General features: G+C 56.8%; 12 protein-coding genes. 5 read left to right on the top strand and 7 right to left on the bottom strand.

The genetic code is table 11. The features are described 5' to 3' along the window. Positions 1 to 12: 12 nt before the first annotated feature. Genes EH31_RS07470 through EH31_RS07460 form a run of 3 tightly spaced genes read left to right on the top strand, consistent with a single transcriptional unit; the run spans position 13 to position 2,974 of the window. Positions 13 to 1,086, top strand: coding sequence for a Gfo/Idh/MocA family protein (locus tag EH31_RS07470; RefSeq protein WP_034959542.1), 1,074 nt, complete (start codon positions 13 to 15; stop codon positions 1,084 to 1,086). A 15-nt stretch (positions 1,087 to 1,101) separates the two neighbouring features. Continuing rightward, positions 1,102 to 2,046: an aldo/keto reductase gene (locus tag EH31_RS07465; protein WP_034959540.1), complete on the top strand. Its 945-nt coding sequence runs from the start codon at positions 1,102 to 1,104 to the stop codon at positions 2,044 to 2,046. Then, entirely contained in the window at positions 2,039 to 2,974 is a 936-nt protein-coding gene (locus tag EH31_RS07460) for a TauD/TfdA family dioxygenase (protein WP_034959538.1), read from the top strand. The genes EH31_RS07465 and EH31_RS07460 overlap by 8 nt, the downstream gene beginning before the upstream one ends. A gap of 247 nt (positions 2,975 to 3,221) precedes the next feature. On the opposite strand, the gene EH31_RS07455 is transcribed toward EH31_RS07460, so the two are convergent. Further along, positions 3,222 to 4,970, bottom strand: coding sequence for a solute:sodium symporter family transporter (locus EH31_RS07455; protein ID WP_034959535.1), 1,749 nt, complete (start codon positions 4,968 to 4,970; stop codon positions 3,222 to 3,224). Positions 4,971 to 5,228: 258 nt separating this feature from the next. Beyond that, a complete protein-coding gene (locus tag EH31_RS07450) occupies positions 5,229 to 6,185 on the bottom strand; it encodes an SDR family NAD(P)-dependent oxidoreductase (protein WP_081853284.1) in 957 nt (318 codons plus the stop codon). Between the two features lie 53 nt (positions 6,186 to 6,238). Between EH31_RS07450 and EH31_RS17530 the strand changes: the two genes are divergently transcribed. Continuing rightward, complete coding sequence (locus EH31_RS17530) at positions 6,239 to 6,637, top strand: hypothetical protein (protein ID WP_152553507.1); 399 nt, start codon at positions 6,239 to 6,241, stop codon at positions 6,635 to 6,637. Positions 6,638 to 6,646: 9 nt separating this feature from the next. Then, positions 6,647 to 7,120: a hypothetical protein gene (locus EH31_RS07445; RefSeq protein ID WP_034959534.1), complete on the top strand. Its 474-nt coding sequence runs from the start codon at positions 6,647 to 6,649 to the stop codon at positions 7,118 to 7,120. Between the two features lie 604 nt (positions 7,121 to 7,724). Here the strand turns inward: EH31_RS07445 and EH31_RS07440 are convergent. From EH31_RS07440 to EH31_RS07420, 5 genes are read right to left on the bottom strand one after another with little or no spacing between them, the layout of a single operon-like run. Beyond that, positions 7,725 to 9,458 carry an ABC transporter substrate-binding protein gene (locus EH31_RS07440; RefSeq protein WP_034959532.1) on the bottom strand — a complete coding sequence of 578 codons (1,734 nt, stop codon included), beginning with the start codon at positions 9,456 to 9,458 and terminating at the stop codon, positions 7,725 to 7,727. A 34-nt stretch (positions 9,459 to 9,492) separates the two neighbouring features. Beyond that, the gene (locus tag EH31_RS07435) at positions 9,493 to 9,765 is read right to left on the bottom strand and encodes a DUF2160 domain-containing protein (protein ID WP_034959531.1); all 273 of its coding nucleotides are present in this window, start codon (positions 9,763 to 9,765) and stop codon (positions 9,493 to 9,495) included. Between the two features lie 27 nt (positions 9,766 to 9,792). After that, positions 9,793 to 10,599, bottom strand: coding sequence for a carbohydrate ABC transporter permease (locus tag EH31_RS07430; protein ID WP_051699054.1), 807 nt, complete (start codon positions 10,597 to 10,599; stop codon positions 9,793 to 9,795). Then, entirely contained in the window at positions 10,596 to 11,471 is an 876-nt protein-coding gene (locus tag EH31_RS07425; RefSeq protein WP_034959529.1) for a carbohydrate ABC transporter permease, read from the bottom strand. Before EH31_RS07425 ends, EH31_RS07430 begins: the two co-directional genes overlap by 4 nt. Next, positions 11,471 to 12,550 carry an ABC transporter ATP-binding protein gene (locus EH31_RS07420; protein WP_034959528.1) on the bottom strand — a complete coding sequence of 360 codons (1,080 nt, stop codon included), beginning with the start codon at positions 12,548 to 12,550 and terminating at the stop codon, positions 11,471 to 11,473. The genes EH31_RS07425 and EH31_RS07420 overlap by 1 nt, the downstream gene beginning before the upstream one ends. Between the last annotated feature and the right edge of the window lies 1 nt (position 12,551).

Below are 12,551 nucleotides of genomic sequence, written 5' to 3'. Positions count from 1 at the left end.
AGGCTCCTCCGCATGAGTGAGACACGTAAGTACGCGATTATCGGCTGCGGCATGATGGGCCGCGAGCATATGGCGAATCTGGCGCTGGTGCCCGGCGCTGAGCTGGCCGCGATTGCGGACCCGGACGAAGGGTCGCGCATAAAGGCGATGGCCAAGGCGGCGCAGCTTGGCCAAAGCCCAGAAATGTTCCCGGACACGGCCAAAATGCTAAGCCAAGCCAAGCCCGATGCGGTCATCATCGCCTCACCCAATTTCACCCATTTCGATGTGGTAAAGCCGGTGATGGAGGCAGGGATCGCGGTGCTTTTGGAAAAGCCGATGTGCACAGAGCCCGCCGATGCTTTGGCCTTGGCGAAGGCTGTCAAAGACTACGACAATCTGTTCTGGGTCGGCCTCGAATATCGCTATATGCCGCCGGTCACGCGTTTCGTTGAGCGCGTTCACGCTGGCGAGGCCGGTGACATCAAGATGCTGGCCATTCGCGAACACCGTTTTCCCTTTCTAGAGAAAGTCGGCGACTGGAACCGGTTCAACCGCAACACCGGCGGCACTCTGGTGGAAAAATGCTGCCATTTCTTCGATCTCATGCGCCATATCCTGCGCGATGAGCCGGTGCGCGTCTTTGCCAGCGGCGCGGCAGATGTGAACCACCTTGATGAGCGGTATGATGGTGAGACGCCCGACATCATCGACAACGCCTTTGTGATGCTCGACTTTGCAGGCGGCGCGCGTGCTGTGCTTGACCTGTGCATGTTCGCCGAAGGGTCAAAGGAGCAGGAAGAGATCAGCGCCGTTGGACCCAAGGGAAAGCTCGAGGTGAAGCTTCCCGGGGGCATTGTCACATGGTCCCCGCGTGACAAATCCGGGCCGTTCAAGGAGCATATTGACGTGCCGCCAGAGGCTTTGGCCGCAGGCGATCACCACGGCGCGACCTATTACCAACAGCGCAACTTTCACGAAGCCTTGGTAAAGGGCACACCGCCCCTTATCACGGCGCGCGATGGCTATCGCTCGGTTGTAATCGGTGCCGCCGCACAAGAGAGCATCGCCACCGGACAACCGGTCGAAATCAAATACGAGGACTAACACTTGCTCAGCACCATGCCCCCGGTCGGTTTCGGCCTCTGGAAAATCCCGAAGGAAGACACCGCCAACGCCGTCGTTGAAGCGATCCGCGCAGGATATCGCCATTTCGACAGCGCCGCCGACTATGGCAATGAGGCAGAGAGCGGCGAAGGGTTCGCCCGCGCAATTACCGAGGGCCTAGTGACCCGCGAAGAGCTTTGGATCACCTCCAAACTCTGGAACACCTTCCACAGCGCAGAGCATGTCGAGGAAGCCTGCCGCAAGACGCTTGCCGACCTGCAAGTCGATTGCCTTGACCTCTACCTCATCCATTTCCCCATCGCGCTGGAATACGTGCCGATTGAGGAACGCTATCCGCCAGAATGGCTGTTCAATCCCGATGCCGCCGAGCCCGAGATGCGCCCAGCCAAAGTGCCGCTCCACCAGACGTGGCACGCGATGGAGGCGCTGGTCGAGAAAGGCCTCGCGGGCCGTATCGGCGTTTGCAATTACAACACGGGCCTCATCCACGATCTGATGAGCTATGCGAGCGTGAAGCCCAGCCATTTGCAGATTGAGAGCCACCCATACTTGACGCAGGAGAAGCTGATCCGCTGCGCCAAGGGTTACGGCATTGATGTGACTGCGTTCTCGCCCTTGGGTGCGCAGAGTTATTTTGAACTTGGCATGGCCGATGCGGGCGAAAGCTTGCTTGGCGCAGCGCCGGTTATGGTTGCGGCGCAGGCCCATGGGAAGACGCCAGCGCAAGTGCTCCTCAAATGGGGTGTGCAGCGGGGCACTTCGATCATTCCCAAAACCACCAAGCCTGAGCGGATGCGCGAGAACCTTGCCATCGACGACTTCGAGCTTTCGGCGGTCGAAATGGCCGCGATCAGCGCTCTTAACCAGGACCGGCGCTTTAACGATCCCGGGGTCTTTGCCGAAGCTGCGTTTGGAAGGTTTCACCCGATCTATGACTAAGAGACACGTGCCAGAGTTTCCCGGCGTCATACCTGGTGGCGGCGATCTCGCCGCGTTCTTGAGCGCCAACAAGGCCGCCGTCGATGCCGCACTGGCAGACGCTGGGGCATTGCTCTTCCGCGGGTTTGATGTGCCCGATCCGCTCGCCTTCGATGCCGCAATTGAGGCTCATGGCCAGACGGGCTTCACCTATGAGGACTCGCTTTCAAACGCTGTGCGCACCAATGTGACGCCGCGCGTCTTCACCGCCAATGAAGCGCCGCCCACGACCGAGATATTCCTCCACCATGAGATGGCGCAAACGCCGCTCTATCCTTCCAAGCTGTTCTTCTATTGCCAGATTGCCCCCGGTTCAGGCGGCGCGACCCCGCTGTGCCGGTCTGATTGGGTGCTGGAGCGGTTGGCGCAACAAGCCCCCGGTTTCGTCGCACGGCTTGAAGCCGAAGGTGTGCGCTACACCAATGTGATGCCCGGCGATGATGATCCCGCCTCTGGGCAAGGGCGATCATGGCGCTCTACTCTAAGCGTTGCCGACCAGAACAAAGCCGAAGCCCGGCTCAATGAACTGGGCTATTCTTGGGAGTGGTTGGAGGACGGATCGCTTCGCGCAACTACCCCTGCCCTGCCCGCTGTGCGAACGCTTGCCGATGGCCGCAAGACCTTCTTCAACCAGTTGATCGCCGCCTTCAGGGGCTGGGCCGATGCCCGCAATGATCCCAACAAAGCGATCACATTTGGCGGGATCGATGGCAGGGGCGAGGCAATCACTGCGGCTGACATGGGTCCTGCCGTCGCTATTGCAGATGAACTGACCCACGATCTTCAATGGCAAGCAGGCGATGTGGCCTTGATCGACAATTTCACCGTCATGCATGGCCGCCGCCCATATGAAGGCAAGCGCAGAGTGCTCGCCAGCCTGATTGCATAGCGTTTCAGAAACGCGACCGCGTAACCGCTCCATCACGCGCCCTTGTGGCGCTACCACCGGTTAAGTTACGCACATTGCCAAAGCATCTGAGGTGAGGAGCGTCATACAAGCGAAGTTCTTTGCAAGCAGGTTTACTGGTCCTCAAATTACTGGACCTCAATTTAACGGACCTCAGTTTACTGGGGCTAACTTTTGTCATCTCAAACCCTATCGGTTCAGTTTATTACCGCCGTTTCTATTCTAGCATCTATTCATGATTTGAAGTTTCACTTGGGCGCATCTTGTCTTCGCCCCGGCGCATTGCAGCCCACCAAATCCCGACATTGACCGCCAAAAGCCCCGCGATCAGCCACCCGAACACCGCGCCTACCCCAGAAACGCTTGCCACACCAAGGGGTGAAAAGAGCAAGTAGGTTGCCACAACACAGCTAAAAAGCGTCACCGCCAATGGCTTTGCAAACTTCCACGGCATCATGTCGACCTTCGCATTGGGTGTGAATTGCCAGCCTTGCGCGCGCGGACACAGAGCCCCGCACGCAAGCATAATGCCGACCTCGACCACGAACAAAACGCCGTATTGGTGGATGAAGTGCAAGCTCACCTCTTCCTCGAAGACGAATGTCAAAAGCGCATAAGCCGTGATGTGAAAGACGATTACGATCTTTGCGCCCAAGGCCGGCACTCGCGTAGTGAAAAGGCCGACCATCACGATCACGATTGTGGGGATGTTGTAAAAACCGGTGAACTTGCGGATCAGTTGGAACAGCCCCTCTGGTGCCTGCGACAAATATGGGGCGATCCCGAATGAAAGCAGCGCGATGACAACGCTTGCGACCTTTGCAATGCGGACCAGATCGGCATCGCTCACCTCGCCTTTGCCTGCGCGCTGTTTGGCAGGGGCATAGACATCAAGCGCAAACAGCGTCGCTGCTGAATTCAGGAGCGAGTTAAACGAACTGAGCACCGCGCCCAGCAGCACCGCGAGGAAGAACCCGCTCATCCATAACGGCAAGACATCGCGGATGAGGCGCGGGTAAGCCTCATCAATGGCCCCAAGATTTGGCCCATACAGATGGAATGCGATCACGCCGGGGATCATCATCATAAAGGGCACAAGCACCTTGAAGAAGCCAGAGAGCAGCACACCCTTTTGCCCCTCAGCAAGCGACTTTGCCCCCAGGGTGCGCTGGATCACATATTGGTTGGTGCACCAGTAAAACAGGTTCGCAAACACCATGCCGGTGAAGATCGTGCCAAACGGCGTGGGGTCATCCCTTCCCCCGATGGCGTTGAGCTTTTCGGTATGTTCGCTGCCCAAGGTCGCAAGGCCAGCGCCAAAGCTGCCGTCCCCCAATGCGATCAGCCCGAAAACCGGTACCAAGATCCCGATGATAAGCAGGCCCACGCCGTTCAATGTGTCCGACACCGCAACCGCACGCAGCCCGCCGAATATCGCGTAAACCGATCCGATTACACCGATAACGATCACCATCATCACCAATGATGAGAAATCATCCAGACCCGTCAGCGCTGGCACGTCGAAGAACGCGATCACTGCAAGCGATCCGGCGTACAAAACGCTTGGGATCGTCACGAGGCCATACCCCAGCATAAACAGGAGCACCGACATAGAGCGCACCGTCGGATCGAACCGGTCGTTCAAGAACTGCGGAAGGGTGGTGAAGGCTCCCGCAAGATATTTGGGGAGGAATATCAGAGCCATCGCGATGGTCGCAACCGCCGCTGTTACTTCCCATCCCATGCTCGACATATTGAACCCGTAAGCCGACCCGTTAAGCCCGATCAATTGTTCTGCCGACAAATTGGTCAGCAAAAGCGAGCCTGCGATAAAGGTCGCGCCAAGTCCGCGTCCTGCGAGGAAATACCCGTCCTTTGTGTCCGCTACACCGCGCGTTTTCAGCCAGCTTATCCAGCCGACCAGTGCCATAAAGAATACGCAGGAAACCCCTGTGAATAGAAGGTTTGCCCCCGTCATGGCGCAGCCCGTTTGTCAGCGGGATTGTGCAACACCGATGTGCACAGCAATGAAATAATCCTCTTCCCGGTTTTGCCCACAAAATCTGAGGCTTGAGGGGGAAAAAGGTGTTTCAAGTGTCAACTTTCAATCTGTAACGCCATGCGCAATCATTGAGCCATCCGCGCCCAATCTTGCAAACCCGAGCCTTACCGCCAAATCGCTGCGTAGGAAATGCGAGCCCCCCCCCGCCTTGCAATCGCCATTCCCAATCTGTGGTCAATTGGTTTTGCCCAAAAGCCGGGCGTAGTGATCTGCCAAGGTGTCGCTGCCAAATTCGGGGGTTGCATCGGCGTCATATGCGCGTCTCTCATCGTCCCAGACAAGCATGCTTTGCGTTGCGTAATATTCTGCAATCCGGGCATATTCCGCCTTTTCGGCCAGCCAGTCGGAGGCCCATGCGCCCAGCGAAAAGACCCCGCCAAACAGGCTGAACAAACCCACGGGAACGCGGCGAAATCTGGGCTCTCTGCCTGCCGCTTCGAACAGGATCTCACCTTGACGTTTTAGCGTGATCGCAGGGCCCGGCCCGCCGATGGGAAGGGTCGCACCATACGCTTTGGGATCATCCGCCTGCGCCACAATAAACCGCGCCAGATCAGCATCGCTGATCGGCTTGCACGCGGTCAGCTCACCATCGCCAAACAGGAAGAACGGTTTGCCTTCTCGCACCCGCTCCACTTGCCCTGAAAGCGATTTGAAGAACGCTGTGGGACGCACAATCGTGTGTTCAATCGGTGCATCGGTCAGCGCCGCTTCAAAAGCCAGTTTGGCGCGCTGAAAGGCGAGCCTTGGGCGCTGCACACAAATGGCAGAGAGCAAGATGAAATGCTGCGTGCGGGCAGCTTGCGCGCCCAATAATAGGTTGAGATTGGCGTCAAGATCAATGGCTTTTGCATCCTTGGGCGAGCCACTGCGCGAGGCAATGCAAGAGATCACGGTGTCTGGCACGGCCTCCTTAAAGACGCGCGCCAGGGCATCTGGATCGGACACATCGACTGTCGTGACCTGCGCACCTTCAAGTTCCGGCAATTGCGCAGCCGCCTCGCTGCGCACGAGGGCCGTCACATCATATCCGCGCGACACGCATTCACGCACTACAGCGCGGCCAATCGTGCCGCTTGCCCCTGCAACCGCGATGCTCTTGCGCGCTATGGTGGTGGTCGTGATGCTCACCCCGCTACCTCTAACAGCGCGGTTCGAGCCGTCAATTTGGCAAGGGTCAGGCAGTGAGCCTGCGGGAGCGCATCACTGCTCTAGAAGAAAGCGAAAACGTCGACACCGTTGCAGATGTCAGTGCCCTCAGTGAAGGGGCGCAAACAGATTTTTTTGGCAGTCATCCGAATGGTGTCAACATACCTCTCGGCAATCCCGAAGACGCTTCCAATGGCGTCGGAACAGATTCCTTAACTGTTATCGATTTCAGTTCTCGACCCCAAAGAACTGAACAGGGGTTCCGAGGCAATGATCGTTCGGTTGAAATTACGAGGGATGAGCAGTTGGTTCACGAGTTAGGAGATCATGCATATAAGACCGATAACGGAACATTAGAAGGGACACACAATGCGCGAGAAAGAGCGGCTCGGAAGTTCACTAGGCGTTATGCTAGCAAAAAGAAAAGACAGTAGGGCCTCGATATGAAAGTCAGTACGCTTATCATTTTTGTTTTATTGGCTTTTCTCGCATCATGTCACGATATGCGCGGACCACGCACAGCACAGGCGAGCCCCTACGAGGTCTGCCCCAAAATCATTGCGCTCGATAGTCTTCGAGATTGGCGCCAAGAAAATGGAGTCGGCTTTTTGCAGAAGCATGCTGGTTTTGCCGTCGGTGGCGTGCCCTCCGAAATAGTGGAGAATGCGCAGTGTATTGCTGAAACTATCAATCCCTTAGGAGTATACCGAACCGTCGAAAATGTGCTGGACGATCTCAGTTTTGGAAATTATTCCTTGAAGAGATCTTTTTCATCAGAATCTTCATATCTGATCGAATTCCAAGCTGCGGGCTATCAGGTAAAGACCTTGGTTTTTTTGATAAACCGGTCAGACAATAGAGTGTCGGATAACTTTGTTCATATTGCCCAATCTAGCTCTAAGCGAAGGCCGAGGTAGATTTATTCGAGGCTCCTAATTCTGTGTCGCTCAGTTTTTATGCTGCAATACGAGATAGACCTGCTGATGAGCCTTCGCTGCATAAGCAAGAAACCCTTTCGTCTTGGCGCATCCTTGACAGAGTCCCGGTCTGCTTTACCTCAAGGCCTTCCCACAGCTCTTTCTCCAGTACATCCACAAGCAAGCCGTTCAACCGGTTCTCCCAATGAGAAATCAGTCATTGATCAGATGGGTATTGGGAATTAGCAAGTCTCCTAAGCACCTCTGTCTGCTTAGGTTCTGATCGAAGATCCTCCACCCACTAACTCCCGCCGCAAGGGCGCACCAGAATAAGGATCATACTCCGGAAGCGGCAGCTCTGGCCTTGTGGGCTCCGTCGCCACACTCTCGGCTTGGTAAACCACACGCAGCGAAGGCTCTTCCCCCTGCCACATCAGAAAAGAGGCAATCAGAGGCGCGCGCTAAACGTCTTTGGGCACCACAAAGCACCCCAGCGCCGCAAACCCCACCAACGGCCCCTGCAATGGCGACGCACCACTCGGCCCCTGCAAAAATCGACCAATGACGCAGGCCAATGATCGCCCACCTGTTTCCAGACGCGCCCTTACTTCCAGGTTTCGATCAGCTTGTCATACTCGATGGTGATCGGCGCGGGGTCTTCATCGGCAAGCTTGGGCTTGGGCGAACCCGGTTGATTGAGCCAATATTCAGCGGTCCGCGCTTCGTTAAGCTTCGGCCCCAAATCCCCTTGCAAGCCAGAACGTTCGAGCCGCTCCAACACGCGCTCTTGCTGTTCGCACAGTGCATCCAGTGCCGCTTGCGCAGACTTGGTGCCGGACGAGGCATCGCCGATGTTCTGCCACCACAATTGCGCAAGGCGCGGATAGTCGGGAACATTGGTGCCGGTTGGCGACCAGCGGGTGCGGTCAGGTGAGCGGTAAAACTCGACCAGCCCGCCAAGCTTTGGCGCGCGCTGCGTAAAACTATCATGCTGAATGGTGGATTCGCGGATGAAGGTGAGGCCGACGTGAGCCTTCTTCACGTCCACCGTTTTGGAAGTCACGAACTGCGCATAAAGCCATGCTGCCTTGGCGCGGTCGGTGGGGGTTGATTTCATCAGTGTCCACGACCCTGCGTCCTGATAACCGACCTTCATCCCCTCTTCCCAATAGGCGCCATGCGGGCTTGGCGCCATGCGCCAGCGCGGGGTGCCATCGTCATAAAGAACCGCTGAGGCCTCTTCACCAACCATGTTCGCGGTGAAAGTGGTGTACCAGAAAATCTGCTGCGCAATCGCGCCTTGGGCGGGTACGGGACCGGCCTCTGAAAAGGTCATGCCAGCAGCGGACGGTGGCGAATATTCCTTGAGCCATTTGGAATATTTCTCAAGCGCGTAAACGGCAGCGGGCGAGTTGGTCGCCCCGCCCCTTACCACGCAAGAACCCACCGGCTGCGAGGCATCGTTGACGCGAATGCCCCATTCATCGACCGGCAGGCCATTGGGTTCACCCACGGACCCCATCCCCGCCATCGACATCCACGCATCGGTGAAACGCCAGCCAAGCGAGGGGTCTTTCTTGCCGTAATCCATCGAGCCGTAAACGGTCTGCCCGTCGATCTCTCGGCCCGTGAAGAACTCCGCGATATCCTCGTAAGCTGACCAATTGACGGGAACGCCAAGGTCATAGCCATAGGCCGCCTTGAAGTCGGCCTTGATCGCAGGATCGGTGAACCAATCGTAGCGGAACCAGTAAAGGTTCGCGAATTGCTGATCCGGGAGTTGGTAAAGCTTGCCATCGGGGCCGGTGGTGAAATCGGTGCCGATGAAATCGGGAAGGTCGAGCGTGGGGCTTGTCACATCGCCGCCTTCGCCTGCCATCCAATCGGTCAGATTGCGCACCTGTTGGTAACGCCAGTGGGTGCCGATAAGGTCGCTATCATTGACGTATGCGTCGTAGATATTCTCATCCGACTGCATCTGCGTTTGCAGCTTTTCAACGACGTCCCCTTCGCCGATCAGGTCGTGCGTGACCTTGATCCCTGTGATGGCGGAGAAAGCGGGAGCGAGCACTTTGCTCTCATACTCGTGGGTCGCGATGGTTTCCGAGACGACAGAGATTTCCATGCCCTGATAAGGCTGGCTTGCGTCCATGAACCATTGGATTTCGGCCATCTGCTCTTCGCGGGAAAGCGCGGACATATCGCCGATTTCATTGTCGAGAAAAGTGCTTGCGGCTGCTTTACGCTCTTCCTCGCTCAGGACCACGAAGTCCGATCCCGCCTCATCCGAACAGGCGGCGACAATAAGGCTCGCAGCGAGCACAATGGCAATTCTCATCTCTCTCATCCCGTATGATTTTGTGTTTTGAAGGTCATACCCAGCGGAAGGTGGCAAAGGCAAACACTGCGCATATTCCGAGCGCAAAGGTTTGCGGTAAATCGGTGAGCCCGATCCATGCCAAGTTGATAAAGGCGCTGCCCAAAAGGGTCAGGAACAAGCGGTCGCCGCGCGCTGTTTCAATGCCGAGAACGCCGACGCGCGGGGTGCTGGGGCGCTTTATTGCAAGCACACTCATCACGGCGAGCGCGGTGGCGATGCTCGCGAAGAAAAGCGCCGTCGGAAGTGTCCAGGCCATCCAGTCCATTATACGCGCCCCATTATACGCGCCCCATTATACGCGCCCCAGGGCAAAGCCCTTGGCGATATAGCCCCGGACGAAATAGATCACGATTGCGCCCGGAATGATCGTCAGCACTCCCGCAGCGGCGAGCACGCCCCAATCAAGGCCAGAGGCCGACACGGTGCGCGTCATAATCGCGGTGATAGGCTTTGCATCGACACTGGTGAGGGTCCGGCTCAAGAGCAGTTCAACCCAACTGAACATAAAACAGAAGAACGCCGCCACGCCGATGCCGGGGCCGATCATGGGAATGAAAATGCGGGTGAAGAAGCGCGGGAAGCTGTAACCGTCGATGAAAGCGGTTTCGTCAATCTCGCGCGGGACGCCCCGCATAAATCCTTCCAAAATCCACACCGCCAGCGGCACGTTGAACAGGCAATGGGCAAGCGCCACCGCGATATGTGTGTCGAACAGATTGACGGATGAATAGAGCTGGAAAAACGGGAGGGCGAAAACCGCTGGCGGTGCCATGCGATTGGTCAGCAGCCAGAAGAACAGATGGTTGTCACCCATAAAGCGATAGCGGCTGAACGCGTAGGCAGCGGGCAGCGCCACACATAGCGAGATCACCGTGTTCATCGCGACGTAAATGAAGCTGTTCACAAAGCCCATATACCAGGACGGATCGGTCAGGATCGTGCGGTAATTGCCCAGCGTAAAGTCCTGCGGCCACAGCGTAAACGCGCCCAAAATCTCCGAATTGGGCTTGAAGCTCATGATGACCAGCCAATAGATCGGCAGCAGCAGGAACAATAGGTAAGCGAGCATGATGAGCGATGGCAGGGGGCGTTTTGTCACTGGCCCGCCTCCGCTTTATCGCTCGCGATCATCACCGTGTAAAAGACGTAGGATACGAGCAAGATCACAAGGAAATACATCAGCGAAAACGCTGCCGCTGGCCCCAGATCAAACTGGCCCAAGGCCATCTTCACAAGGTCGATCGAGAGGAACGTCGTCGCATTGCCCGGCCCTCCTCCGGTGAGCACGAATGGTTCGGTATAGATCATGAAACTGTCCATAAATCGCAGCAGCACCGCGATGATCAGAACACCGCGCATTTTGGGGAGTTCGATGAAACGAAACACGCTCCACCGGCTCGCCTGGTCGATCTCGGCGGCTTGATAATAGGCAGAGGGGATGGAGCGCACGCCTGCGTAACACAGCAGTGAGACAAGCGAAGTCCAGTGCCACACATCCATCGCCACAACCGTGACCCACGCATCCACAGCGTCCTGCGTATAGTTGTAGGAGAAGCCCAAATCGGTGACCACGCGCCCCAAAAGTCCAATGTCTGAGCGGGCGAACACTTGCCAGATCATGCCAACCACATTGTACGGAATAAGCAGCGGCAATGCGATCAGCACCAGACAAAGCGAGGCAAGCCAGCCTTTTTTGGGCATGGCAAGCGCGACCAGAATGCCCAGCGGGATCTCTATCAAAAGGATGATCGAAGAAAACATCAATTGCCGGCCAAGCGCATCCCACAAGCGCTCTGAACGCAAGAGTTCGCGGTACCATTCAAGGCCCACCCAGAAGAATTCATTCCCGCCAAAACTGTCCTGAAACGAGTAATTCACGACCGTCATCATCGGGATAATCGACGAGAAAGCGACCAGGATGAGCACCGGCAGGACCAGGAACCATGCGCGTTGATTGGTGGTCTTTTCCATCACTCGGCTCCCTTTGGCTCTACCCGCCAGCCGTCTTGAAAAACGCTGATCTTTGCGGGCTCTATCGCGAGCCTTGTCATGCCCGCATCAATCGCTTCACTTGCGTCCATTACGATGTTGACCTCAGCGCCAAAGACGTTGCCATTCACGAACTTCTGACGCCCTGCATCCTGGATGCGGTTGATCTCGAGCGGAAGCCCATTGCTGCTTGTCAGCTTCACAAATTCAGGCCGAATGCCGATTTCAACAGCGCCTTCCAAGCTGCCATAACTTTTCCCAAGATCGACCCTCTCGCCCCCTATGCTCGCAAATGCGCCATCAATCGTGGCGGGCAGAAAATTCATCCCCGGCGAGCCGATGAAATACCCTACAAAGCGGTGAGCAGGCGTCTCAAACAGCTCTTGCGGAGTGCCGATCTGAAGCACGCGGCCCTCGTTCATCACGACCACTTTATCAGCGAAGGTCAATGCTTCGGTCTGGTCGTGGGTCACATAGACCATGGTGTGGCCAAATTCGCGGTGGAGCGCCTTCAATTGCGTCCTCAATTCCCACTTCAGATGGGGATCGATCACGGTGAGAGGTTCATCAAACAGGATCGCGTTCACATCATCGCGTACCATTCCGCGCCCGAGCGAGATTTTCTGCTTTAAGTCCGCGCCAAGCCCTTGCGCTTTCTTGCCGAGCAGCGGGGTCAGGCCAATCATGTCTGCGATACGATCGACGCGCGCGGCGATTATGCCCGCATCCACCCCGCGATTGCGCAAGGGAAAGGCCAGGTTTTCACGCACGCTCATCGTGTCATAAACAACGGGAAACTGGAAAACCTGCGCGATGTTGCGCTCTGCCGTTGGTGCCGCTGTCACATCACGCTCATCAAACAGCACGCGCCCGCGCGTCGGGGTGAGCAGGCCCGACATGATGTTGAGCAGCGTAGTCTTGCCGCAACCACTGGGTCCAAGCAGGGCATAGGCCTCCCCATCGCCCCATTTAAGGTTCACCTCTTTGAGCGCAAAATCGGCCTCGCCTTGCGGGTTTGGGGCATAGCTGTGTGCCAGGTTTTGAAGCGTGATCGAGGCCAAT

Source organism: Erythrobacter longus (assembly GCF_000715015.1).
Classification (GTDB): domain Bacteria; phylum Pseudomonadota; class Alphaproteobacteria; order Sphingomonadales; family Sphingomonadaceae; genus Erythrobacter; species Erythrobacter longus.
Note: the sequence above shows the minus strand (reverse complement) of the source record. Positions and strands in the feature narration are given on the sequence as shown.